This is a genomic window from Microvirga ossetica, assembly GCF_002741015.1.
In the GTDB taxonomy this organism is placed as follows: Bacteria; Pseudomonadota; Alphaproteobacteria; order Rhizobiales; family Beijerinckiaceae; genus Microvirga; species Microvirga ossetica.
Map to the genome: position 1 here is coordinate 1,238,185 of NZ_CP016617.1, position 24,806 is coordinate 1,262,990.

At 62.7% G+C, this 24,806-nt stretch carries 17 protein-coding genes and 1 pseudogene; 8 read left to right on the forward strand and 10 right to left on the reverse strand.

Going from position 1 to position 24,806, the window contains the following annotated elements:
• Nucleotides 1-164: 164 nt before the first annotated feature.
• The 7 genes and pseudogenes from BB934_RS33985 to tam all read left to right on the forward strand — a co-directional run.
• Nucleotides 165-833, forward strand: coding sequence for a tripartite tricarboxylate transporter TctB family protein (locus tag BB934_RS33985; protein WP_099514180.1), 669 nt, complete (start codon nucleotides 165-167; stop codon nucleotides 831-833).
• On the forward strand, nucleotides 833-2,338 hold the full coding sequence (locus tag BB934_RS33990; RefSeq protein ID WP_099514181.1) for a tripartite tricarboxylate transporter permease: 1,506 nt from the start codon (nucleotides 833-835) through the stop codon (nucleotides 2,336-2,338). Before BB934_RS33985 ends, BB934_RS33990 begins: the two co-directional genes overlap by 1 nt.
• A 56-nt stretch (nucleotides 2,339-2,394) precedes the next feature.
• Nucleotides 2,395-3,681: an ATP citrate lyase citrate-binding domain-containing protein gene (locus BB934_RS33995; RefSeq protein WP_099514182.1), complete on the forward strand. Its 1,287-nt coding sequence runs from the start codon at nucleotides 2,395-2,397 to the stop codon at nucleotides 3,679-3,681.
• A 37-nt stretch (nucleotides 3,682-3,718) separates the two neighbouring features.
• Complete coding sequence (locus BB934_RS34000; RefSeq protein WP_099514183.1) at nucleotides 3,719-6,421, forward strand: CoA-binding protein; 2,703 nt, start codon at nucleotides 3,719-3,721, stop codon at nucleotides 6,419-6,421.
• 33 nt (nucleotides 6,422-6,454) lie between these two features.
• Nucleotides 6,455-7,108, forward strand: a complete 654-nt coding sequence (locus tag BB934_RS34005) for a TerC family protein (RefSeq protein WP_099514184.1) — start codon at nucleotides 6,455-6,457, stop codon at nucleotides 7,106-7,108.
• A 10-nt stretch (nucleotides 7,109-7,118) separates the two neighbouring features.
• On the forward strand, nucleotides 7,119-7,505 hold the full coding sequence (locus BB934_RS34010; RefSeq protein ID WP_099514185.1) for an acyl-CoA thioesterase: 387 nt from the start codon (nucleotides 7,119-7,121) through the stop codon (nucleotides 7,503-7,505).
• Nucleotides 7,506-7,632: 127 nt separating this feature from the next.
• Nucleotides 7,633-8,400: pseudogene (tam, locus tag BB934_RS34015) on the forward strand (trans-aconitate 2-methyltransferase); the annotation flags it as partial.
• A gap of 189 nt (nucleotides 8,401-8,589) precedes the next feature.
• On the opposite strand, the gene BB934_RS34020 reads toward tam, so the two are convergent.
• The 10 genes from BB934_RS34020 to aceE form a co-directional block, all read right to left on the reverse strand.
• A complete protein-coding gene (locus tag BB934_RS34020; RefSeq protein WP_237050439.1) occupies nucleotides 8,590-9,003 on the reverse strand; it encodes a hypothetical protein in 414 nt (137 codons plus the stop codon).
• 315 nt (nucleotides 9,004-9,318) lie between these two features.
• Nucleotides 9,319-10,044, reverse strand: a complete 726-nt coding sequence (phbB, locus tag BB934_RS34030; protein ID WP_099510353.1) for an acetoacetyl-CoA reductase — start codon at nucleotides 10,042-10,044, stop codon at nucleotides 9,319-9,321.
• 90 nt (nucleotides 10,045-10,134) lie between these two features.
• Nucleotides 10,135-11,307, reverse strand: a complete 1,173-nt coding sequence (locus tag BB934_RS34035) for an acetyl-CoA C-acetyltransferase (protein ID WP_099514107.1) — start codon at nucleotides 11,305-11,307, stop codon at nucleotides 10,135-10,137.
• A 118-nt stretch (nucleotides 11,308-11,425) separates the two neighbouring features.
• On the reverse strand, nucleotides 11,426-12,808 hold the full coding sequence (locus BB934_RS34040; RefSeq protein ID WP_099514334.1) for an NAD(P)/FAD-dependent oxidoreductase: 1,383 nt from the start codon (nucleotides 12,806-12,808) through the stop codon (nucleotides 11,426-11,428).
• A 26-nt stretch (nucleotides 12,809-12,834) separates the two neighbouring features.
• Nucleotides 12,835-14,214: a dicarboxylate/amino acid:cation symporter gene (locus BB934_RS34045; protein WP_099514187.1), complete on the reverse strand. Its 1,380-nt coding sequence runs from the start codon at nucleotides 14,212-14,214 to the stop codon at nucleotides 12,835-12,837.
• A gap of 27 nt (nucleotides 14,215-14,241) precedes the next feature.
• On the reverse strand, nucleotides 14,242-16,587 hold the full coding sequence (locus BB934_RS34050) for an NADP-dependent malic enzyme (protein ID WP_099514188.1): 2,346 nt from the start codon (nucleotides 16,585-16,587) through the stop codon (nucleotides 14,242-14,244).
• A gap of 82 nt (nucleotides 16,588-16,669) precedes the next feature.
• On the reverse strand, nucleotides 16,670-17,080 hold the full coding sequence (locus tag BB934_RS34055) for a phasin family protein (RefSeq protein ID WP_099514189.1): 411 nt from the start codon (nucleotides 17,078-17,080) through the stop codon (nucleotides 16,670-16,672).
• Nucleotides 17,081-17,130: 50 nt separating this feature from the next.
• The gene (lpdA, locus tag BB934_RS34060) at nucleotides 17,131-19,284 is read right to left on the reverse strand and encodes a dihydrolipoyl dehydrogenase (RefSeq protein ID WP_099514190.1); all 2,154 of its coding nucleotides are present in this window, start codon (nucleotides 19,282-19,284) and stop codon (nucleotides 17,131-17,133) included.
• Nucleotides 19,285-19,326: 42 nt separating this feature from the next.
• Nucleotides 19,327-20,595 (reverse strand): dihydrolipoyllysine-residue acetyltransferase, encoded by a 1,269-nt coding sequence (aceF, locus tag BB934_RS34065; RefSeq protein WP_237050440.1) that lies wholly within the window; start codon nucleotides 20,593-20,595, stop codon nucleotides 19,327-19,329.
• 69 nt (nucleotides 20,596-20,664) lie between these two features.
• Nucleotides 20,665-23,325, reverse strand: coding sequence for a pyruvate dehydrogenase (acetyl-transferring), homodimeric type (gene aceE, locus BB934_RS34070; RefSeq protein WP_099514192.1), 2,661 nt, complete (start codon nucleotides 23,323-23,325; stop codon nucleotides 20,665-20,667).
• Nucleotides 23,326-23,770: 445 nt separating this feature from the next.
• Here aceE and BB934_RS34075 point away from each other — a divergent pair, with 445 nt between their 5' ends.
• Complete coding sequence (locus tag BB934_RS34075; protein WP_099514193.1) at nucleotides 23,771-24,745, forward strand: TAXI family TRAP transporter solute-binding subunit; 975 nt, start codon at nucleotides 23,771-23,773, stop codon at nucleotides 24,743-24,745.
• Nucleotides 24,746-24,806: the final 61 nt, after the last annotated feature.

The following is a 24,806-nucleotide window of genomic DNA, read 5'->3' on the forward strand; positions in this document are numbered from 1 at the left end:
GACCGCCCGCGAAGCGATCGGACCGAAAGCCGACAGGTACGGGTAGCACCCCTTAGGCCGCCTTCAGGCTCCGGGTGGGTTGCCGTGCACACGACCTGCGCATGCAGGCGCTCAAATAAATTGAGGGAAATCAGCGCATCACGTGATGCGCCAGGGAGAGAAACATGTCCGAAGCTATTCCAGGAGGCCCGGGTCCAGCGCGTGCAGGACCCCTTCGTTCGCCGCAGGGTCTTGTGGCCGGATTGACGCTCATTACGCTCGCGGCCTTGGCGCTCTGGCTGACGAGGGATCTCGATCAGGGTACATTGCGGTCTATGGGCCCCGCGCTCCTACCAGATTGGCTTGCAATCGGCGTCGGGCTTTGTGGGCTTGTTCTTGTCGGGATGAGCTTCACTTCGGATGGGCACGGGCTGGATCGCTGGAGCCTGCGTGGCCCTGTACTTGTGATCCTCGCAATTGTCGCGTTCGCCGTCACCATCCGGCCGTTCTCGCTCGGGGCTGTCTCGTCACCGGGCCTTGGGCTTGCCGTTGCCGGACCGCTGGCGATCATCATCGGGGGCTATGCCACTCCCGAGGCGCGCTTGCGGGACCTGCTGATCCTTGCGTTCCTACTCACACCGTTCTGCATGATCCTCTTCGGCGATCTCCTCAATCTTCCGATCCCGATCTTTCCGCAAAAGTTTGCCGAACTTTTCCCGGCGACCTGGTCACAGAAACAGATCTTGCGGCTCACAGCAGCTTTCTTCGCTGGCGGCGCTCTTCTCGTATTCCTTCTCTACCCTCGTCATCACAACCAGTCGGTCGACGCAGCTGACCATTCCGGGAGGATCTGATGGGTGATTTCTTCTCCAACCTGAGCCTCGGCTTCGGGGTTGCATTGTCGCTCCAGAACCTCGGCCTCGCCTTCCTGGGCTGCCTCGTCGGTACTCTGGTTGGCGTCCTTCCAGGCGTCGGGCCGATCGCCACCATAGCGATGCTGCTGCCGATCACCTTCGGGCTCGACCCGGTCGGCGCGCTGATCATGCTGGCCGGCATCTACTACGGCGCCCAGTACGGCGGCTCGACCACCGCGATTCTGGTCAACATTCCCGGCGAGGCGACCTCCGTGGTGACCGCCCTCGATGGCCACCAGATGGCCCGCCAAGGGCGCGCCGGCGTAGCCCTCGGCATTGCGGCCATCGGCTCCTTTATTGCCGGCACCTTTGCGACCCTCGTGATCGCGGCCCTCGGCAAGCCCCTCACCGGCCTTGCCCTGCTGTTCGGCCCAACGGAGTATTTCTCCCTGATGGTCATGGGCCTGGTGTTCGCCGTGGTGCTCGCCCATGGCTCGATCCTGAAAGCCGTTGCGATGATCCTTCTCGGCATTCTGCTCTCGACGGTCGGCACTGATCTTGAGACCGGTGAAGAGCGCATGACCTTCGGCCTGCCGTTCCTGGCCGACGGCATCGACTTCGCGGTGCTGGCCATGGGCATCTTCGGCATCGCCGAGATCATGCGCAACCTCGACCATACCGAGCACCGCGACGTGGTGCGCCAGGCCATCGGCCGTCTTCTTCCGAGCAAGGAAGACTTCAGACAGGCGGCCGCGCCGATTGCACGCGGTACCGTCATCGGGGCGATCCTCGGCATCCTGCCCGGCAACGGCGCGGTGCTCGGGCCATTCGCAGCCTATACTGTGGAGAAGAAGCTCGCCAAGGATCCAAGCCGCTTCGGCCGCGGCGCCATCGAGGGCGTGGCAGGCCCCGAGAGCGCCAACAACGCCGGCGCGCAGACCTCGTTTATCCCGCTGCTGACGCTCGGCATTCCACCGAATGCAGTGATGGCGCTGATGGTGGGCGCGATGACCATCCACGGCATCGTGCCAGGTCCGCAGGTGATGACCAAGAACCCTGACCTATTCTGGGGCATGATCGCCTCGATGTGGGTGGGCAACCTGATGCTGCTGATCATCAACCTGCCGCTGGTGGGCGTGTGGGTACGCCTGCTGAAGGTGCCGTATCGCCTGATGTTCCCGGCGATCCTGATGTTCTGCTGCATCGGCATCTACTCGATCAACTCGTTGCCGACCGATGTCATGTTCATCGCCTTCTTCGGCCTGGTCGGCTACGCGCTGATCAAGTTGGGCTTCGAGCCAGCGCCATTGCTTCTCGGTTTCGTGCTCGGCAAGCTGATGGAGGAGAACTTCAGGCGTGCGCTCATCATCTCCCGTGGTGAAATCATGACCTTCGTCGATCACCCCGTCAGCGCCGGCCTGCTCGTTGTAGCATTGATCGTCCTCGTTCTCGCGTTGCTGCCGACGATCCGCAAAGGACGGGACGAAGTTTTCGTTGAGGACTGAACCCAAGGGGCAACCATTCAATATTTGCGTCAACATCCTAACATTGGAGGTTTACAATGCAGATCACGGGCATGCTCCATGGAGCCAAGCTCCTGCAATTCGCCGGGTTTCCGACCTCGGAAGTCCTTGGCCCCGACGCCAGCGAGGAGGAGATCCGGGCGCTCATCGACCGCCATGGCAGCGTGTTCATCAAGCCGGTGTTCAAGGGCGGGGTCGGCAAGAAAGGCAAAGCCGGGCTCCTTGGCCGGGCCTCGGATCTACAGACCGCCTTGAAGGAGAAGGAGCGGCTCTACTTCGTCGAGCACCGGGTAGGATCCATCGTGGCCAAGGCCAACGGGGTCACCTTCGAGGGCGCGGTGCCGGCCGAGCACGAGGTCTACTTCTCGATCGCCGACTCGACCCGCTTTCGCGCTCCCACCATGACCCTGACCCACCATGGCGGCATGGACATCGAGGAGCTCGACAAAAGCCTCGTAGCCCAGATCCCCTTTGATGCGCTGACCGGCCTCAAGGCCTTCGTGGTCGCCAACGCCCTGTCGGAGCTCAACGCCCCCAAGCCGATCATCTCGCCCCTCGTCCAGCAGTTGCCCAAGCTGTGGGAGCTCTACCACAACTTCGGCATGACCACGCTGGAGCTCAACCCGATCCGCATGCGGCCGGACCGGAACGGGCGCCTGACCCCGGTGGCGTGTGACTTCAAGTGCGGCTTCGACCGCGACGATCCGCGCTGGGAGCGGCTCAACCTTCCCAACCACCTGTTTGCCACCGACTACTCGGACTTCGAGCTCGAGATCAACCAGCTCCGCACCTACCAGGGCCAGAGTGACGTCTACGTCATCAACCCGCAGGGCACCATCCTGGCGCCCACCTTCGGTGGCGGCGCCAACTCTCTCGTCACCCAGATGCTGGGCGACGATGCAATCATCTCGTCGGACTTCGGGGGCAACCCTCCGTATGAGAAGATGAAGAAAGTCGCACAGATCTGCTTCAAGCACTGGCTCAAGCAGTCGAACGTCCTGTTCATCATCGGCGGCAAGTCCAACAACACCGACATCTTCGAGACCTTCCGGGCGATGGCCGATGCCCTGCGGGAGCATTTCGGCCAGCATGGCCCCTCGCCGCTCTACGTCGTGGCCGGCCGCGGCGGGCCGAATCTGGTGCGTGGCATGGGTGTCTTGCGCGACACAATCGAGGCTCTCGGCCTGCCGTATCGCCTCTTCGGCTTCGACTCCGACATGAGCGAGGTCATCAACTACGCCCGTGCCGCAGATGCCTGGATGAAGGCTGGCGGACGTGACGAGGTCGCGGCGAAGCTCCGCATTCCTTTGGCGACCGCAGCCTGAGCGGGACTGACGATACAAACAGACTGGAGGAGACACAATGTTCAAGCAAGGCGTCGGCAGCTTCAAGTATCACGTAGGCATCAGCTCGCTCGACCAAATCGCCACCCGCGACGATCGGGTCTGCGTGCTCAACATCCTGGGCGGCGAGTCGAGTGACGTCACTCCCGTCGGGCACGCCTACTCTGGCGGCAACGTGGTGTTCGGCACCTCGCCAGGCCGCAGCGGCCAGGTCCTGGAAACTCCGGTTGGTGATATTCCGGTCTACAGCAACGTCCGAGAGGGCCTCGAGGCGGGACACCGCTTCAACTGCGGTGTGGTGTATCTGCCGCCCTCCGGCGCCCGGGACGGCGTCGCCGAGCTGATCCGGGTCAATCCCGAGCTCAAGAAGATCTTCATCGTCACCGAGAAGCTGTCGGTGCACGACTCGCGCGAGATCCGCGCCCTGGGCCAGCAGAACGGGATCGACATCTTCGGCGGCAACAGCCTCGGCGTGGCGGATGCCTGGAGCCAGGTGCGCATCGGTGGCGCCCTCGGCGGGGACAGTCCGGCTGAGGCCCTGCGCAAGGGCTCGATCGCGATCTTCTCGAACTCCGGCAACTTCACCACCACGATCGCCACCTACCTCCGCATGGCCGGCTGGGGCACGACCACGCTGATCTCGAGCGGCAAGGACGTGTACATCCATTATGCCGCCCCCGAGTTCGCCTTCGCGCTCGCCAATGATGCCCGCACCAAGGCGGCCGTCCTCTATGCCGAACCCGGCGGTTACTACGAGCTCGATGCCACCTTCACCAAGCCGGTGGTCGCCTGCGTGGTCGGGCGCTGGAAGTCGAAGCTCACCCGCGCGGTCGGTCATGCCGGCGCCATGGCCGGCGGCCATGACGACGCCGAGGCCAAGGAACAATGGTTCATGGCCAAGTTCGGCGTCGATGATATCTTCACGCCGGAAAACCCGGTGTTCTCGCCCCGGGGTGCGGTGGTGGCCAACATCGCCCATATCCCGCAGGCCCTGACGGCGGTGATGCAGGCCAATGCGGCCCGCCCGGACTTCGAGCCCGAAGGCAGCCTTGCCCTCAAGCCCTGGTTCGGCTCGAGCCAGGGCATCGTGCTCCCACCCGAACTCGACCTGCCGGTTGTCGCTGCCGCCAACCCATACGACAGGCAGATCGCGCATCTGAACCGGCAGATCGGGGCGGTGTTTCCGCGCCAGGCGATGAAGGACGCGTCCGGCGCGTCGCAGATGGATGCCAAGACCCAGATCACGTCCCTCCATGGCACGTCCATGCTGGATGCAGCGCAGTTTCCGGTGGAGTCGAACATCTGCCTGTCGCTGCTGCGGGGACCGGGCAGCGAGAACGACCGGAAGCTGATCAATGCTGCCGTGGGGGCAGAGCTCAATCTGTTCGGCATGCCAGCCCTGGCGGCGGCTCAGGCGGCGCGGGAGGGCGGCAATGCGCCCAACACGGTTCTTGCTGCGGCGTGCAGCATCCTGGGTCCACGATATGCGCAGCAGGCACGCCAGGCCGTGCGGGCCCTCGTGGAAGGCTTTACGGCAGCCGGATTGCGGAGCGCCCTCGACGAGGAGTTCGATCTCGGTCTGATCGACATCGATGACCCCGCAGACCTGTTCGTGTCCGATCAACCTGACGCGAAGGCGGAAGCCCTGTTGCACGGATTGCAGACCCGGGGCGTGAAGTCGGTGTTCGTGCGCTACCTGCGTACCCTCAACGGCCACCCGACCGCCGATGCCGTCCTGGCCGCGGCGGCGGCGACACTGGCGTGGGAGCCCCTGATGCGCAAGCGCATCTCATTGCTGACGGTGGAGACCTTGCCCTGGTGGCTTCGTCTTTTTGGGGTGCTGATCGGCGCGTCGGCCGATGCCGGCCAGCACCAGGAGGATTCATTCTGTGGCATCCCCAAGGAGGAGATCGTCGGCTCGCGGTCGCTGACCGAGATCGCGTTCGCCGCCCTGGTCGGCACCGAGCCCACCCCAGACAGCCTGTTTGCCTTCCAGACCCTGGTCGGCCTGCTGCTCTCGAACGGGCCGGGCACGATCTCGGCCCAGGGCGCCAAGGGGGCGGTTTCGGCCGACGGGCCCGAGACGCCCGAGCGGGTGCAGCTCAACAAGGCGCTGGTCGGCTTCCTGACCCATTCCGGTTACGCGCATGGCGGCAACGGCTACGAGGGTATCGCCTTCCTGATCGAGCAGTTCCAGGATGCCGATCTGGCCGATCCGGGTGATCCGGATCATGGCATCGATCTCTCGGCCCTCGCCCACCGATATGCGGCCGAATACGCGACCTATAAGGCGGACAAGAAGACAACCGGCAGCCTGGACATCCGGAAGATCCCCGGCGTGAACCACCCGGTGTTCAAGGACAAGCCCGTGAACCATGACCCGCGCGAGGTCTTCGTGCGCGAGTTGTTCGGGCGCCGCGAGGAATACAACGTCTTCCATGAGTACTACCAGGAACTCGTGAGGGCGCTGTACGAGACCGGCGTCTCGCGCACCGTGTACTGCGTCAACATCGATGCCGTGATCGCAGCCCTGCTCCTCAAGATGCTGTGGCAACCCTATCGGGACGGTGCCTTGACCCAGGAGGCTCTCGAGACGAGCGCGTTCACGATCTTCCTCTATGCCCGGATGCTCGGATGCGCTGCCGAGGTCGACGACCACCTCAACCGCGGCCGGAACATGGACACGCGGACGGCAGCGTCCAAGTGCCAGTACGTATCCTGACCAGAGCTGAGCGGATGACAGGGAGGTCCCGGAATGAGTGAGCTTCTGACCACCGAGGCCTTATCGGCCTTCCTCCAGGTGATCATGATCGACCTGGTGCTGGCCGGCGACAACGCCGTCGTCATCGGCCTCGCGGCCGCGGGCTTGCCGAAGGAGCAGCGCAACAAGGCGATCCTGATCGGCATCATCGCCGCCACGGTCCTGCGCATCGTGTTTGCGCTTCTCACCACCCAGCTTCTCCAGATCGTTGGTCTGCTGCTGGCCGGCGGCATCCTATTGCTGTGGGTGTGCTGGAAGATGTGGCGCGAGCTGCGGGCGGGCCATGCCGAGAAGGATCTCGAGGCCGAGGAGGCCTTGGAGGATCGCGACCTCGACGGGGACGGGAAGATCGCCGAGCATGCTCCGCGCAAGACCTTTGCCCAGGCGGCCTGGCAGATCGTGGTCGCCGACGTGTCGATGTCGCTCGACAACGTGCTCGCCGTGGCAGGCGCCGCGCAGGATCACCCGGTCATCCTTGTCTTCGGCCTTGGGCTGTCGATTGCCCTGATGGGAATCGCCGCCAGCTTCATCGCCCGCCTGCTCCAGAGGCACCACTGGATTGCCTATGTCGGTCTCGCCGTCATCCTCTACGTGGCCGTCGAGATGATCTACCGCGGGGCATTGGAAGTCTGGCCAAGATTGTCGTGAGGGAGAAACCATGGAAACCGGTAAGATGGAGGTCCGTGAGGCGGTTATCCGCACGATCGCAATGCCGTCGGATACCAACCCGGCGGGCGACATTTTCGGCGGCTGGCTGATGGCGCAGATGGACTTGGCCGCCGGTAACGCCGCCGCCCGCCGTGCCCGCGGACGCTGCGTGACCGTTGCGGTCGACGGCATGACCTTTCACAGCCCTGTCCACGTTGGGGATGAGGTCTCGGTCCATGCCGAGCTGATCTCGACAGGGCGGACATCGATGAAGTTCCGGGTCGAGTCCTGGCGCCGCTCTCGCGACGGAGACGAGCGGATCAAGGTGACCGAAGCGGTCTTCACGTTCGTGGCCATCGACAGCGGGTCACGGCCCCGTCCATTGCCGACCGGATGAACCCGAGGGGAAGCCATTACACCACGCCGTGGGCGCACGTCAGTCGTCCTGGGGAGGCCCTCGGTCCCTGATTGCTGCGGTGATCGAGGCGGCGAAAAGGAGCGGCACAGTGAACGAGGACATCCCGTTGTCCGAATGGGACGCCGATCAATACCTGAAGTTCGAAGCTGAGCGCACGCGCCCATCGGCTGATCTCCTGGCGCGTGTGCCGTTGACCGAGGCACGGCGATGCATCGACATCGGATGCGGGCCGGGAAACAGCACCGAGCTCGTCCTCGGTCGCTTCCCGGAAGCCATTGTCACCGGCCTCGACAACTCTCCCGGTATGCTGTCCAAGGCGCGGGAACGGTTGGGAGGACTGACCTTCGAGGAAGCCGACCTGACAACATGGTGGCCGGACGAGCGATTCAACCTGATCTTCGCGAGCGGTGTCCTGCAATGGCTGCCGGACCAACAGCGGATCGTGACCCGTCTTGTGTCGTTTCTGCATGATGGCGGTTGCCTCGCCGTTCAGGTTCCCAACACCGTCGACGAGCCATCCCATCGGTTGATGGACCAGGTGGCAAGCGATGGCCCCTGGGCAGGGAAGTTGTCGGCTGCATCCGTTGGCAAGCACAGCGCCGGAACGATCGACGAGTACTACGCCTGCCTGCAACAGATGGGCTGTACATGCGATCTTTGGGAAACCACTTACCTTCATCCTCTCACCGGTCCCGGTGCCATCGTCGAGTGGTTCAAGGGTTCGGATCTGCGGCGCTACCTGAAACTCCTTACTGACAAGGAAAGACCGGAGTTCTTGAGCCGGTACCAGGCAGCGCTCGCGAAAGCGTATCCGGCTCAGACTGAAGGAAAGGTCCTGTTGCGCGTGCCCCGGGTATTCTTCGTTGCTCAACGCAGCCGAACGAGGAAGTCGATCGCTCCATGGTCCTCGGATCCAGGAGCCCGCCGCCGGACGGGACGTGTGGTCGAATCTGAGCCGACGACGGTCTAGGGGCCGGTGCCAGCCAGCTTGCTCCCTGACACGGCGGCAGGGCGGCTGCTGCCGCTTGAGGTCAGGCGCAACAGCCCCGTTCGCAAATCGAAATCACCAAACCATTCCGGTCGGCGGGAAATGTCTCGCCAGGGATGCGGACACGAACCTGCTGGAGGGGCGGTGGCGCCGGTTGAGCGCGATGAATGTTCGATACACCACACAAATTGAAAGAAACACCTCGCGTGTCCGTTCTACTTCTACCCTGTCGGCACAGGCCAAACGGGTCACAAAGAGCAGCAGCAGCTGCCGCTCCTCGTCGCTGGCTTCGTCATTCAAGTGCATTGCCAAGCGGCAGATCGGGTGCGAGAAGCAACCTGGCATATCATCAACGGTACGGACTGGCCGGTATGGGAAGCCGGCCGCGACCACGGCTGCTTCATTGATGCAGGTGCCTCCGTCTTTCCCTGGGAACACGTGCGAGCCTTGTTTCAATTTCCAATTCAGGATGTAGTCGAAACTGTTCATGGCGGCCATCCCTGTGGCGCGCCCCCACTTCGGAATTGTGATATTCTGGCACCACCTCTTTCAATCGAGAAAGCCTGCAGCCAGCGGCATCGGCAGAAAGGCGAGAAACCTTAAGTGGTGTTCCGAGCCATTTACGGTGAACGACAGCAAGTGGTGCGCACCGAACCTGTGCCTTGGGTCAATTTTTGCCCCACGGCAGACCGGACTTACCCTCTGCCCCTGACTGTAGAGCATTCTTCCTCGGGCACCGTCCTGGTCTCGCTCAAGCAACCTGATCATCAGAGGCCCTCTCCCCCAACAACGCGGCGGATCACGTCAGGCCATATACTGGCCGCCGTTGACGGACAGGGTAGAGCCCGTAACGAAGCCGGCCTCATCGGCGGCCAGGAAGAGCACGCTGCGGGCGATCTCCTCCGCCTCGCCGAGGCGGCCGACGGGAATGAGCGGCAGGATCTTCGCCTTGAGGACTTCTTCGGGAACCGCCTTCACCATCTCGGTGGCGATATAGCCCGGCGCGATCACGTTGACGGTGACGCCCTTGTTGGCGTTTTCCTGCGCCAGCGCCTTGGCGAAGCCGATCACGCCCGCTTTCGCAGCGGAATAGTTGGCCTGTCCCATCTGGCCCTTCTGGCCGTTGATGGAGGAGATGATGATGATGCGCCCGAAGCCGCGTTCGCGCATGCCCTCGATCACCGGGCGCGTGCAGGTGAACATCGAATCGAGGTTGGTGCGGATGACGGCGGACCACTGATCGAAATTCATCTTGTGGAACATGCCGTCACGGGTGATGCCCGCATTGTTGACGAGAATGTCGACGGGGCCGAGCTCGGCTTCGACCGCGCGGATGCCCGTCTCGCAGGCAGCGGAATCGGAGACGTCGAACTTGAAGACCGGGATGCCGGTCTCAGCTTTGAACTGGTTGGCGGCTTCGTCATTGCCGCCGTAATTGGCCGCAACTTTGTAGCCTGCGTCCTTCAAACCTTTTGAGATTGCGGCACCGATGCCACGAGTGCCGCCGGTGACCAATGCAACGCGCGCCATGCCGTTTCCTTCTGAGGTTTCCATCCGGTCGGATCGGCTTGGATCCGATCTCAAAACAGCCCAGGTTGATCCCGGGCTGCTGGTGCTGTCTTAGCGCTCCAGGCACATGGCGACGCCCATGCCGCCGCCGATGCACAGGGTAGCGAGGCCCTTCTTGGCGTTGCGCCGGCCCATCTCGTGCAGCAGGGTCACGAGCACGCGGGCGCCCGAGGCGCCGATCGGGTGGCCGATGGCGATGGCGCCGCCGTTCACGTTCACGATCGACGGATCCCAGCCCATGTCCTTGTTGACCGCGAGCGCCTGGGCCGCGAAGGCCTCGTTGGCTTCGACGAGATCGAGGTCGGAGACCTTCCAGCCGGCCTTCTCCAGCGCCTTGCGGGAGGACGGGATCGGGCCCGTGCCCATGATCGCCGGATCGACGCCGGCCGTCGCCCAGGAGGCGATGCGGGCGAGCGGGGTCAGGCCGCGCTTCTGGGCCTCGGCCTCGGTCATCAGCACGAGGGCTGCCGCGCCGTCATTGATGCCGGACGCATTGCCGGCCGTGACCGTGCCGTCCTTCGAGAAGGCGGGCCTGAGCTTCGCCAGGGATTCGACGGTGGTGCCGGCGCGGATATACTCGTCCTGGTCCACCACGATGTCGCCCTTGCGGCTGGAAATCGTGACGGGCGTGATCTCGTCCTTGAAGCGGCCTTCCTTCTGGGCCGCCTCGGCCTTGTTCTGGGAGGCGGTCGCGAACTGGTCCTGCTCCTCGCGGGTGAGCTGCCAGCGCTGGGCCACGTTCTCGGCGGTGGTGCCCATGTGATAGCCGTTGAAGGCGTCCATCAGGCCGTCCTTCAGCATGGTGTCGACGAGCTTGAAGTCGCCCATCTTGGTGCCGGAGCGCATATGGGCGGCGTGGGGGGCGAGCGACATGGATTCCTGGCCGCCGGCGACGATGATGTTCGCATCGCCATTGGCGATCTGCTGCAGGCCGATGGCCACCGTACGCAGGCCCGAGCCGCAGAGCTGGTTGAGCGCCCAGGCGGTCTTTTCCTGCGGCACGCCCGCGGCGATGGCGGCTTGGCGGGCCGGGTTCTGGCCCTGGCCTGCGGTCAGGATCTGGCCGAGGATGACCTCGTCCACTTCCGCGCCGTCGACCTTCGCCCGCTCGAGGGCCGCCTTGACGGCGATGGCGCCGAGCTCGTGGGCCGGGGTGTTGGCGAAGGCCCCGTTGAACGAGCCGACGGCCGTGCGCGTCGCTCCGACGATGACGATGTTAGTCATGGGTTCCTCCAGTGGGTTGTTTGTCGACACTCAACGTCGCAGAGCACGCGATGGTCAGAGGCGTATTTCGACGGGTAATGTATGGCAGAGCAGCAATCCACGCCCATGATCCTGCCTATCAATGAAGCTTAATACGGGGTTCGGTCCGGCGTGTCAGCATGCGCGCGGTCGTATCGATGGCAACCTTCGATGAGCCGTGAAGTGCCCTCTGGTGCATCGTGTAGAGTGACTGGTACATCAAGCGAGCAATCAAGCCTTCGATGAAGAAGTCCTTGCCCCGGATGAACCCCATCAGGTTGCCGACCGTGCTGTATTCTCCAAGCGACACCAGCGAACCAAAATCTCGATAGCGAAACGGCTGCAGAGGTTTCCCTTCAAGGTGCCGTTGAATCTGTTTGACGAGATGTGATGCCTGTTGATGGGCGGCCTGCGCGCGTGGTGGGATTGGCGTCGGCAGATCTGGCGTGACGAGATAGGCGCAGTCGCCAATGGCAAAGATGTTGGGATCCCGCGTTGTCTGGAGCGTCGGGGTAACCACAAGCTGATTGTTCCGGCTCGTTTCAAGCCCAGCCAAATCCTTCAGGAAGTCAGGCGCCTTCACTCCCGCGGCCCAGACCACAAGCTCTGAAGGCACAAAGCTCCCGTCGGCAAGATGCACGCCCTTATCGGTCACCTCCGTCACACGCGCCTTCGTCCGGACTTCAACCCCGATCTTCCCGAGCAGGCGCATAACGCTCTCGGAAACCCGCTCCGGGACCGCCGGGAGAATGCGATCTGCCGCTTCAATGAGAGTGATCTTGAGGTCCTTCTCCGGGTCAACCCTGTCGAGCCCATGGGCGACAACGTGCCGGGTCGCCCGGTGCAATTCTGCTGCGAGCTCGGTGCCGGTTGCGCCAGCGCCAATCACAGCCACATGCAGCTGGCCGGGACGCACCGGGCCCGGCTGCGCATGGGCTCGAATGAGACTGTTGACCAGGCGTTGATGAAACCGCACCGCCTGATCCGGCGTGTCCAACGCGATGGCATGCTCCTTCACACCTGGGGTGCCGAAGTCGTTGCTCCCGCTGCCGACCGCCAACACCAATGTGTCAAAGCAAAAGGAGCGGGCCGGGGTGACCTCGCGACCTTCATTGTCGAAGCTGGCCGCGAGGAATACTTCCGGCTTATCGCGATCAAGGCCTATCATCTCGCCGATGCGGTAGCGGAAATGATGGCGGTGCGCTTGCGCCAGATAATCGACGGCATGGTGACCGACATCCATGCTGCCGGCCGCTACCTCATGCAGAAGAGGTTTCCAGATATGGGTTCTGAATCGCTCGACCAGCGTCACCTGGGCTTTCTTGTGGCGGCCAAGCCGGTCGCCCAGCTTGGTCACAAGCTGCAGCCCTGCCGCACCGCCACCAACAACCACAATCTGATGGAGAGACGGCTCCGCACGGGGCTGCGAGGTGGGCTCCTGCTGATGTTCCGCGCGTGTATCCAAACTATGTCGTTCGGACATGAGCATCCGTCCTTTGGGTTGAGTGGTCACACCCGAATCGGCTGTGGGACACCCGCCTCAGCGACATCATCCTCTACCTTCACCGTTTCTGGCTCATCGGCTTCAAGATCCGTCTCCTGGTTCAAGCGCTGGTGGAGGCGCTTTTCATCGAGAGCGCCTTCCCATTTCGCAACAACGACAGTCGCCAGACCATTACCGATCAAGTTGGTGAGGGCCCGCGCCTCCGACATGAAGCGATCGATTCCAAGAATCAGGGCGATGCTTGCGACCGGGATTGTGCCGACCGAGGCAAGTGTCGCAGCCAAAACGATGAAGCCGGATCCAGTGACTCCGGCCGCTCCCTTTGAGGTGAGCAGGAGAATCAGGATGATGCCCAGTTCTTGCGACAGGGTCAGGTCGGTGTTGGTTGCCTGGGCGAGGAACACCGCCGCCATCGTCAGATAGATGCACGTTCCATCGAGATTGAAGGAGTATCCGGTGGGGATCACCAGCCCAACGACTGAGGCCTCACAGCCCAGGTTCTCCATCTTGGCGATCATGCGCGGGAGCACCGACTCCGAGGACGAGGTGCCGAGGACGATCAGCAACTCTTCCTTGATATACCTGATGAACTTGAAGATGGAGAATCCGCACAGCGCCGCGATGCCGCCCAGGACGCCAAAGATGAACAGCAGGCAGGTCGCGTAGAAGGCCAGCATGAAGTTGCCGAGCGACAGCAGGGTTCCCACGCCGTATTTGCCGATCGTGAACGCCATTGCACCGAACGCACCGATCGGGGCCAGCTTCATGATCAAGCCGACGATGCGGAAGAAGATGTGACCGACGATGTCGATGAGGCGAAGCACCGGCTCGCCATGCGAGCCCAATGCCTGCAAGCCGAAGGCGAACAGGATCGCGAAGAACAGGACCTGGAGGATTTCACCGGTCGCAAAGGCACCAACAACCGTCGATGGAATGATCTCCATCAGGAACCCGATGGTACTCTGGTCCTTCGCCTTCGTGGTGTAGGTTGCAATTGACGAGGTGTCGACGCGGGAGAGATCGACATTCATGCCCACACCCGGCTGCCATAGGTTGACGACAATCAGCCCAATCACAAGAGCCAGCGTTGTCACGACCTCGAAGTAAATGAGCGCCTTCAGCCCGACCCGGCCGACCTTCTTCATGTCCTTCATGCTGGCAATGCCATGCACGACCGTGAAGAAGATGATCGGGGCAATGAGCATCTTGATCATCTTGATGAAGGCATCGCCCAACGGCTTCATCGCTTCGCCGAGGGAGGGATAGAAGTGGCCCAAGAGGACACCCAGCACGATCGCGGTGAGTACTTGGACGTAGAGGTGCTGATACCACCGGCCTTGGTGATGGGATCCCAGAACCGCCGTTGTCGGGGTTACCGTTGCCATGTCGTGTCCTCCATTAAAGAGATCCGATCAGCCGGTCTGCGCTGCTGATCCAGCGGCCACGGCCGTCAGCGCGGTCATATTCACGATCCCCCTCACTGTTGCCGTGGGGGTGAGGATGTGGACAGGCTTGGCGGCGCCGAGCAGGATCGGCCCGACGCTGATTCCCTGCCCAGCGACGATCTTGAGAGCGTTGAAGGTGGCATTTGCCGCATCCAGGTTCGGCATGATCAGGAGGTTCGCCTCGGCCGAAAGCCGTGCGTCCGGGAAGATGCGGTTGAGCAACGGCCGGCTGAGCGCCGCATCGGCATGCATCTCGCCTTCGACTTCAAGATCCGGGGTGCGGCGATTGATCAGTTCGAGCGCGTCCCGCATCTTGCGTGCCGACGGATCGCTGGCGGTCCCGAAGTTGGAGTGCGACACGAGGGCAATGCGTGGCGTCTGGCCAAACCGCCTCAGCTCGGCCGCGGCCAGGATAGCCATCTCGGCGATCTCCTCTGCCGTGGGGTCTAGGTGGATGTAAGGATCGCATATAAACAGTGTATGCCGCGGCAGCTGGAGCAGGCTCATTGCGGCGAAGCTGTGGGCTCCCTCGGCCAGTCCGATCACCTCCTCAACGTAGCGCAGATGATTGGTGTAGGCTCCGAATGTGCCGCACAGGAGCCCGTCCGCTTGGCCGCCACAGAGCAGCATTGCCCCGATCAGGGTGCTGTTGCGCCGCATCTCGGCCGCGGCGACATCACGGGACAGGCCGTGCCGCTTGCGGCGCTGATAATAGGCCTCTGCGGCGTCAGCCACAGCGTCATGATCATCGAAGCTGGCGATCTCGATGTCGCGGCCGGGTTGCAGGCGAAGTCCCAGTGCTGAGATTTTCTGGGCGATCACGTCCGGCCGACCCACCAGGATTGGCGTTGCAAGGCTTTCATCGACCGCCACTTGCGCTGCGCGAAGAACACGGTCGTCCTCGCCTTCCGCATATACGATACGCTTGCGGCCGGACTCGGCCGCCGCGGCAAAGACAGGCTGCATCACCGTTCCGGAGGTGTAGACAAACCGCTGGAGGGACCGCCGATACTCCTCAACGTTTGGCAATGGCCGGGTCGCCACGCCGCTGTCCATCGCCGCCTGGGCGACGGCCGGCGCGACCTTCGTGATCAGCCGTGGGTCGAACGGGCGCGGGATGAGATAATCAGGGCCGAAGCTGATGTCCTGAATGCCGTAGGCGGCCGTCACGACGTCCGACTGCTCGGCCTGCGCGAGCTCGGCGATCGCCCGGACTGCCGCGAGCTTCATCTCCTCATTGATCGTGCTGGCGCCAACGTCGAGGGCGCCACGGAAGATGAACGGGAAGCAGAGGACGTTGTTGACCTGGTTGGGATAGTCCGAGCGCCCGGTCGCGATGATGGCATCGGGCCGGACCTCTTTCGCAAGCTCCGGCCGGATCTCAGGGTCGGGATTGGCGAGTGCCAGGATCAGCGGCCTATCCGCCATGGTTTTCACCATTTCGGGCTTGAGGACACCGGCAGCCGAGAGACCGAGGAAAATATCGGCACCCTCAACGATCTCTCCGAGGGTCCGGGCCGACGTCGGACGGGCATACTGCGCCTTCTGCTCGTCCATGGCCTCGGTGCGACCTTGGTACACGACGCCCTTGGAGTCGGTGACGAGGATGTTCTCCTTCCGCACGCCCAGGCCGACCAAGATATTGAGACAAGCAATGGCGGCAGCGCCGGCTCCTGAGCAGACGAGCTTGACGTCGTCGATGCGCTTGTCGACCACCTTCAGGCCGTTCAGAACGGCGGCTGCGGCAACGATCGCAGTCCCGTGCTGATCGTCGTGGAAGACCGGGATCTTCATGCGCGCGCGCAGCTTCGTCTCGATCACGAAGCACTCTGGCGCTTTGATGTCCTCCAGGTTGATGCCGCCGAAGGTCGGCTCGAGCGAGGCGATAATGTCGACGAGTTTATCCGGGTCGGTCTCGTCGATCTCGATATCGAACACATCGATGCCGGCAAACTTGCGGAACAGGCAGCCCTTGCCTTCCATGACCGGCTTACCGGCCAGCGCCCCGATATTGCCCAATCCCAGCACAGCCGTGCCATTAGAGATCACGGCGACCAGGTTCCCGCGCGATGTCAGGTTTGCGGCCTCGAGCGGATCATCCTTGATGGCCAGGCATGCGGCCGCCACGCCAGGAGAGTAGGCCAGTGCAAGGTCCCGCTGGGTGGTCATGTCCTTGGTCGGCAGAACCATAATTTTCCCAGGGGTCGGGAAACGATGATAGTCGAGCGCTGCCTTGACGAGGAGCTCATCTGCGTTCGGCTCCGCTTGACTAACCTCGCCACCTGCTGCCTTGACGTTCACTTCCTGCTTCATGATCGCCTCTCTAAGTGCGAGATATCAAGGGGGGTGGCTGCGGTTTCAGGCCCGCAGGCCGCATCGGGCCGCCCTCGGCAGGCTAGCCCTTTGGACGTGCTCCAGCGCCCATGTCGGCTGCTGTGCGCGCGGCGGCGCCACCGACCTCCTGCATCTGGGTCTTCACTCGCTCGAACTGCTGTTGAAGAAACGTCTGCTGCAGAGCGGCCATCTCCTGCGGATCCTTGGCGCGCACGAGTTGCTGGGCAAACTCGAAGGTGGCATTGATGTTGGCCTCGGCCGCAGCCAGCACATTCCGGTTCATATCACGTGCGCCTGCCTGCGCCGCCTGCACGGAGGACTCGACCTTCTCCTGAAGGTTCGTGGCCTGCTGCAGGTACTGGTCTACCGCCTGCTTAGCTTGGGCGAGGGTGGTCTCAGCCGCCTGTCTCACTTGTTCAGGCACGCCGGCGGCATTGGTGTTTCCCGTCGTTGAACCCTGCTTTCCGGCCATGACTATCTCCTTCCGTTGGCATGTCGTTCTGTGTGCGTCCCCACGTTGGCTCAGTGCGCCGTCTTTGGCTGCTTCTTCGGCATGTAGAGGTCGGTGATCGTGCCCTCGAAGGCTTCGGCCGCCATGCCGATCGTTTCCGACAGGGTCGGGTGCGGGTGAATGGTTAGCCCAATATCCTGCGCATCCGCCCCCATCTCGATGGCAAGCGCCGCCTCGGCGATCAGGTCGCCCGCGGACGGCCCGACGATGCTGCAGCCGATGATCTGCTCGGTGGCCTCGTCGAACAGAACCTTGGTGAGACCCTCGTCACGACCGAGCGAGAGGGAGCGGCCGCTCGCGGCCCAAGGGAAAACCCCTTTGCCGTACTTGAGCCCCTTCGCCCTGGCCTCGTTCTCGGTCATCCCGACCCAAGCCACTTCCGGATCGGTGTAGGCCACCGATGGGATCACCTTGGCGTCGAAGAACGCGTTCTTGCCAGCTGTCGTCTCGGCCGCAACCTTGCCCTCGTGCACCGCCTTGTGGGCCAGCATCGGCTGGCCGACGATGTCGCCGACGGCAAAGATGTGCGGAACGTTGGTGCGCATCTGCCGGTCGACCGGGATGAAGCCGTGCGCGTCGACTGCAATGCCGGCGTTCTCCGCGCCAATGAGTTTGCCGTTCGGCTTGCGGCCGACCGCCACGAGGATCCTGTCGAACGTGTCGGTGGCCGGGGCGCTGCCGCCCTCGAAGTGCACGGTTAGTCCCTGCCCGTTGGCATCGACTTTGGTGACCTTGGCCTTCAGGTGAATGGCCTCATACTGCTTCGAGATCCGCTTCATCAGCGGCGTGACGATGTCCTTGTCGGCCCCTGGGATAATCTGGTCCATCAGCTCGACCACCGTCACCTTGGCGCCGAGCGCGTGATAGACGGTCGCCATTTCCAGACCGATGATACCGCCGCCAATGACCAGGAGCCGCTGCGGGATCCCGTCCAGCTCGAGCGCTCCCGTCGAGTCGATCACGCGCGGATCATCATGCGGAATGAAGGGAAGTATCACCGGCTCCGATCCGGCCGCGATGATCGCCTGTTCGAAGCTCACGATCTTTGTTGACCCCTCGTCCGACCTGACCTCCAACTGGTTCATGGACAAGAACTGCCCGACGCCTGGCACGACCGTCACCTTGCGCTGTTTGGCGAGACCGGCCAGGCCTCCCGTGAGCCGCTTCACCACGCCGTCCTTCCAGTCACGCAGCTTCTCGATGTCGATAGAAGGCTCAGCAAAGCTGATGCCGTGGGCGCCCATGCTCCTTGTCTCGTCAATGACCTTGGCGGCGTGCAGGAGCGCCTTGGAGGGAATGCAGCCCACGTTTAGGCAGACACCCCCAAGGCTCGGCCAGCGGTCCACCAGCACGACGTTCTTGCCCAGATCCGCAGCCCGGAAGGCAGCGGTATAGCCGCCCGGCCCGGCCCCGAGCACCACCACCTCCGCATGGAAGTCTCCTGCCGCTGCGACCGGTGGCTTTGGAGCGGGCGCGGGTGCCCGATGCCCGTCCCCTTGCGGTCCAACCCGGGCCTCAAGCGCTGACGATCCGTAGCCTGCCTGACCTTGCCCGGGGGCGTGATCGGCGAGCGGTGCAACGGACGCCCCTGCACTGGTCTCGATAATGGCGATCACGTCGTCCTGAGAGACGCGGTCCCCCACTTTGACCTTGACCTCCCTGATCGTGCCGCTCTGGGCCGCGGGCACTTCCATGGTCGCCTTGTCGGATTCCAGTGTAATCAACGGGTCGTCGACCTTGATCGTGGCTCCCGGCTGCACATGGACTTCAATGATCGGCACGTTCGTGTAGTCGCCGATATCCGGGATCCTGACCTCAATCGCCTCATACACCCCGCTGGGACTGCCGTAGCCGGCTTGGCCTGGGCCGGGGGACGGAGCGGCCTCCTCCTTGATCCGCTCCTTGGGCGGAATGGCGGAGGCTCCCTCCGCGTCCAGAGTGATGATCAGATCGCCTTGCGAGATCCGGTCGCCGGCCTTAACCCTGACCTCACGGACAGTCCCGGCCACCGTTGCCGGAATGTCCATGGTCGCCTTGTCGGACTCCAGCGTGATCAGGGTATCATCGACGTTGATCTTGCTGCCGGGCTGAACGTGCACCTCGATGATCGGGACCTGTTGGAAGTCGCCGATGTCGGGCAGGTGGATCTCGGTCGTCGTGCTCATCACATTGTCTCCCGTAGCGGTCAGGCATTGGGGCGATTTGGGTCACAGAACCAGCCGGCGCACGTCCTCCAGCACTTGAGCGAGATGGCGCGTGAACCGGGCCGCCAGCGCTCCATCAATCACGCGGTGATCGTACGACACCGAGAGCGGCAACATCAGCCGCGGCTGGAAGGTCTCGCCATTCCAGACCGGCGCCATCCGGGAGCGCACAACCCCAAGGATCGCGACCTCAGGAGCGTTGACGAGCGGCGTGAACGCCGTGCCGCCGATGCCTCCGAGGCTTGAGATCGTGAAGGAGGCGCCCTGCATGTCGGCTGCTCCGAGCTTACCGTCGCGGGCCTTCTTCGACACCGCCCCCAGTTCCTGGCTGATGGCGCCGATACCCCTGCGATCAACATCACGGATCACCGGCACGACCAAGCCTTCCGGCGTGTCAACCGCCACCCCGATATGATAGTACTGCTTCAGGATCAGGGCGTCCTTCTCGGGGCTCAGCGAAGCATTAAACTCCGGGAACTCCTTAAGCGCCGACACAGAGGCTTTCATCAGGAAGGCGAGCAGGGTGACGCGATAACCCTTGTCCTTGGCCGCAGCGTCGAGCTCCTTACGGTAGACGTCCGTCTCGGTGATATCCGCCTCGTCCTGATGCGTGACAAGGGGCACATTGAGCCAGGCGCGATGGAGGTGCGGGCCTGAGATCTTCTTGATGCGCGGCAGCGGGCGCGTCTCGGTTGGGCCGAATTTGGAGAAATCGACTGCTGGAATTTCCGGAATGCCCATCCCGCTCACCGGACCAGGCGCCGAGATCGGCGCAGCCGGGCCTCGGAGGGCAGCCTTCACATCGTCCTTGGTGATCCGGCCCTTCTCGCCGGTCCCGCGCATGGTTGTAAGATCGATGTCGAGCTCACGCGCCAGGCGCCGCACGCTTGGACTGGCATGCACCTGCCCGAAATGCGCCTGGGCTCCTGGACCGTTCGGCTTCGCGGGGGCTGTGGCCGGCGGCGATGGCGCACGGTCGGGCGGCGGGGCTGGCTCCTGCTGCTCGATCAGCGACGGTGGCTCGGGCATGGTGGCGTCGCCATCCTTCAGCAGCACGATGGCGTGGCCCTCGCTGACCTTGTCCCCCAGCTTGATTAGCAGTTTCTCGACAATCCCGGCGGAGGGCGCCGGCACCTCCATGGTGGCTTTGTCGGACTCAAGTGAGATGAGAGGGTCATCCGTATTGACGGGATCCCCCTCTTTGACGTGCACCTCGACGATCGGCACATCCTTGTAGTCGCCGATGTCAGGGATCTTCACCTCAGTTGCCACGGCGTTCCTCCTTCGATCAGGCGACCTCATTGGGCGGGTCTCCGTTTCGATGACTTCGCTACGCGATGCTCAGACTGTCCAAGGCGCGGGTTTCTCCGGATCGATGCCGAACCGGGCGATGGCCTCGGCCACGACGGTGGGCTTCACCGTCCCCTCGTCTGCAAGGGTTTTGAGCGCCGCCACCGCAATCCAATGCCGGTCGACCTCAAAGAAATCGCGCAGCCGCTTGCGATAGTCGGAGCGGCCGAAGCCATCTGTGCCGAGCACGCGGTAGCGGCGCGGCACGAACGGCCGGATCTGGTCGGCGAACAGGCGCATGTAATCAGTCGCGGCGACAACGGGTCCGTCGCGGCCCTCCAGGCAAGTCCCGACATGGGACTTGCGCGGCTCCTCTGTCGGATGAAGCAGGTTCCAGCGCTCGACCGCCATCGCCTCGCGGGCGAGTTCGGTAAAGCTCGGGCAACTCCACACATCCGCTGCAACGTTGAAGTCCTGAGCCAGCAGATCAGCAGCTGCGATCACCTCGCGCAGGATCGTGCCGCTGCCGAGGAGTTGCACCCGCGGGGCTTTCTTCGTCCCCTGCCCTTCCCGGAACAGGTACATGCCCTTCAGGATGCCGCCTTGAGCGCCCTCCGGCATCCCGGGATGCTCGTAGTTCTCGTTCATCACTGTGATGTAGTAGAAGACGTCCTCCTGCTCGGCATACATCCGGCGCAGGCCGTCTTGGACAATGACGGCAACCTCATACGAGAAGGTCGGGTCATAGGAGATGCAGTTGGGGATCGTGGCCGAGAACAGATGGCTGTGACCGTCCTCGTGCTGCAGGCCTTCCCCGTTGAGCGTGGTCCGCCCTGCCGTGCCGCCGATCAGGAAGCCGCGTGCCCTCAGGTCGCCGGCCGCCCAGGCGAGATCACCGACCCGTTGGAAGCCGAACATGGAGTAGTAGACGTAGAACGGGATCATTGGCGTGTTCGACGTGGAATACGCCGTCGCAGCTGCGATCCACGACGACATGGCACCAGCCTCATTGATGCCCTCCTGGAGCATCTGGCCGGACCTGTCCTCCTTGTAGTACATGAGCTGGTTGGCGTCCTCAGGCCGATAGAGCTGGCCTACCTGGGAGAAGATGCCGAACTGGCGGAACATCCCTTCCATGCCGAAGGTGCGGCTTTCGTCCGGCACGATCGGCACCACGTGCCTGCCGATGGTCTTGTCGCGCAGCAGCGTGTTGAGGACTCGCACGAACGCCATGGTGGTCGAGATCTCGCGTCCCTCCGTTGCCTTGAGCTGTGCTTCGAAGGCGGAGAGTGGGGGAACATTCAAAGGATCGGACTTGCGCCGGCGCAACGGCAGATAGCCGCCGAGTGCTTCGCGACGCGCATTTAGATAGCGCATCTCGGGGCTATCGTCGGCAAAGCGGATGAACGGCATCTCTTGGAGCTGCTCGTCCGTCAGGTCGATCTGGAAACGGTCGCGGAACTGGCGCAGCACTGCCTCGCCCATCTTCTTCTGCTGATGGGTGATGTTCTGGCCCTCGCCAGCCTCGCCCATGCCGTAGCCCTTGACAGTCTTGGCGAGGATGAGGGTGGGCTGGCCCTTGTGCTTTACGGCGGCTGCATAAGCCGCGTAGACTTTGCTCGGATCATGCCCGCCGCGGGTGAGCTTCCAGATCTCGTCGTCCGACATATTGGCGACCAGCGCTAGGGTCTCGGGATAGCGGCCAAAGAAATGCTCGCGGATGTAAGCGCCGTCCTTGGACTTGAAGTCCTGGTACTCGCCGTCGACACATTCCTCCATCAGCTTGACGAGCATGCCGCTCGTGTCCTTCGCAAACAGCGCATCCCAGCCCGAGCCCCACAGCACCTTGATGACGTTCCAGCCGGCCCCGCGGAAGTTGGCCTCGAGTTCCTGGACGATCTTGCCGTTGCCCCGCACTGGTCCGTCGAGGCGCTGCAGATTGCAGTTGATGACGAAGATGAGGTTGTCGAGCTTCTCGCGTCCGGCGAGCGAGATCGCGCCGAGGCTCTCCGGTTCGTCCATCTCGCCGTCGCCCATGAAGGCCCAGACGTTGCGTCCCTCGGTCTGGGCGAGGCCCCGGAAATGCAGGTACTTGAGGAAGCGGGCCTGGTAGATCGCCATCAGTGGGCCCAACCCCATTGAGACAGTCGGGAACTGCCAGAAGTCGGGCATCAGCCACGGATGCGGATACGACGATAGGCCCTTGCCGTCGACCTCCTGACGGAAGCTGAGGAGTTGCTCCTCCGTAAGGCGGCCTTCGAGGAAGGCACGAGCATAGACCCCCGGCGAGGAGTGGCCCTGTACGTAAACGAGATCACCGCCATGCTCATCGGAGGTTGCCCGCCAGAAATGCATGAAGCCGGTGTCGTAAAGGGTTGCAGCCGACTGGAAGCTCGCAATGTGGCCTCCGAGTTCGGAGGATTCCTTGTTGGCCTTGAGCACGATGGCCATAGCATTCCAGCGGATGGCCGACCGGATCCGGTGCTCGATGGCCCGGTCGCCGGGATGGGGCTCCTGCCGCTCGACGGGAATTGTGTTGATGTAGGGTGTCGTCGCCGAGTATGGGACAGGAGCGCCCTTCCGCCTTGCTCCGTCGATCACCTGCTCGAGGAGAAAGTGAGCTCTCTCAGGCCCCTCGACATCAAGAACACCATGCAACGAGTCGAGCCACTCCTGGGTCTCGACCGGGTCAAGGTCGCGATTGCGGTCCACCGTCACCTCCCGAGCGCCTCCCGTCAGATGCGGATGCGCTAATCGATAAGACGCGGGTACGCTGATTATTCGGATTCGACCGGAAAAATGTTCTGATTAACAGAGGTTACGCTGCTGGAGGGGGGAACTCAGCAGTAGAGCATTCGGTTCCGGTTGCGAAATCCCAAACGGGTAAGTTTCTCCAATCATTCAAGTCGTCCCTGAATATTTTCGTATCGTAGCCATTCAGGACGGTAAGCAGAGCCACCCAACAATATCCCCAGTCACGCATAAGCTAGGCTTTATAGCCACAGCGTGCCATGATGAACAGGCTGTCCGATACGAAGTCCGTGCTATTACCGCACAATGTCGCTTCACAATACCTATCGTTTCGGAGAGACTGTCTTCTGGTAATGCGAATTAACTTTGAACCGGTACTGCGTCATCGAAAGTGAGGAAAGTTCTCATGCTTCGCTTCGCTGCGAAAATCTTCGCGATGTTTCTGGTGCTGGTTGCGGTCCATCAGCCCGCGTCAGCAGTAGAGCCGCATTGGCCCCCATCGCTCACGATCGGCACAGCCTCACCGGGAGGCACATATCACTCCTATGGCGAAGGGCTCGCGCGCATTCTGACTCGTGCCCTCAGCCTTCCAGTCACAGCCCGAGCAACGGAAGGGCCAGGGCAGAACATCCTCTTACTGGAGACAGGCGAGATCCAGATAGGGTTCGTTACACTTGGTGTCGCTCTGCAAGGCTGGAACGGATCAGCTCCTTGGACCGGAGGCAAACAGCTGAGAACGATGCGTGCTCTGTTCCCCATGTACGACACGCCATTCCAGTTCATGGTCCGCGAGGAATCTGGGATCCGCTCAGTGGGCGAACTCAATGGCAAGCGCGTCGGGATCGGCCCGCAGGGGGGCACATCGGGAGCCTACATCCCCGAATTCTTCAAGGTTTTGAAAGTGGACGCCTCACTTGCTCATGGCGACTGGGCTGACGTGGCGAACCAGGTACAGGCTGGAACCCTTGATGCACTCGCAGTGGCAGCTGGCGTTCCATTCCCCTCCTTTATTGATCTCGAACGAGAGGGAAAGGTTCGTTACGTTTCGCTTACTCAGCAACAGATCCTCGATTTGCGCCTCGCCATGCCGGAACTCGGAGCTTCAGTGGTCGGAGCGGGCACCTACCCGTCACTGAGGAACAACTACGGGACGGTCGGGCTTTACAACTTCGCGGTCGCTCATCGTGATGTTCCGGTCGACCTCGTCGACGCGATCTTAGAGGCGGTCTTCGCGAACCATGACGAGTTGGTTGAAGTCCACTCGGCCGCGGCTGAGACGGTGCCGGGGAACTTCACCCGCAATACCTTTCTCCCGTTTCACGACGGAGCGAGCCGCTGGTATCAGAACAAAGGTGTTCTCGGCGTCATCCGAGGTGATTGAGCAGATTTGTGAGGAAGTGAAAGTACACTATGCGTCATGTGATAGCGCAAAGGCGTGTTCT

Bases quoted from the DNA above. Each gene is read 5' to 3' on its own strand.
- BB934_RS33985 (WP_099514180.1), top strand. From the start codon at position 165: ATGTCCGAAGCTATTCCAGGAGGCCCGGGTCCAGCGCGTGCAGGACCC.
- BB934_RS33990 (WP_099514181.1), top strand. From the start codon at position 833: ATGGGTGATTTCTTCTCCAACCTGAGCCTCGGCTTCGGGGTTGCATTG.
- BB934_RS33995 (WP_099514182.1), top strand. From the start codon at position 2,395: ATGCAGATCACGGGCATGCTCCATGGAGCCAAGCTCCTGCAATTCGCC.
- BB934_RS34000 (WP_099514183.1), top strand. From the start codon at position 3,719: ATGTTCAAGCAAGGCGTCGGCAGCTTCAAGTATCACGTAGGCATCAGC.
- BB934_RS34005 (WP_099514184.1), top strand. From the start codon at position 6,455: ATGAGTGAGCTTCTGACCACCGAGGCCTTATCGGCCTTCCTCCAGGTG.
- BB934_RS34010 (WP_099514185.1), top strand. From the start codon at position 7,119: ATGGAAACCGGTAAGATGGAGGTCCGTGAGGCGGTTATCCGCACGATC.
- BB934_RS34020 (WP_237050439.1), bottom strand. From the start codon at position 9,003: ATGAACAGTTTCGACTACATCCTGAATTGGAAATTGAAACAAGGCTCG.
- phbB (WP_099510353.1), bottom strand. From the start codon at position 10,044: ATGGCGCGCGTTGCATTGGTCACCGGCGGCACTCGTGGCATCGGTGCC.
- BB934_RS34035 (WP_099514107.1), bottom strand. From the start codon at position 11,307: ATGACTAACATCGTCATCGTCGGAGCGACGCGCACGGCCGTCGGCTCG.
- BB934_RS34040 (WP_099514334.1), bottom strand. From the start codon at position 12,808: ATGTCCGAACGACATAGTTTGGATACACGCGCGGAACATCAGCAGGAG.
- BB934_RS34045 (WP_099514187.1), bottom strand. From the start codon at position 14,214: ATGGCAACGGTAACCCCGACAACGGCGGTTCTGGGATCCCATCACCAA.
- BB934_RS34050 (WP_099514188.1), bottom strand. From the start codon at position 16,587: ATGAAGCAGGAAGTGAACGTCAAGGCAGCAGGTGGCGAGGTTAGTCAA.
- BB934_RS34055 (WP_099514189.1), bottom strand. From the start codon at position 17,080: ATGGCCGGAAAGCAGGGTTCAACGACGGGAAACACCAATGCCGCCGGC.
- lpdA (WP_099514190.1), bottom strand. From the start codon at position 19,284: ATGAGCACGACGACCGAGATCCACCTGCCCGACATCGGCGACTTCCAA.
- BB934_RS34075 (WP_099514193.1), top strand. From the start codon at position 23,771: ATGCTTCGCTTCGCTGCGAAAATCTTCGCGATGTTTCTGGTGCTGGTT.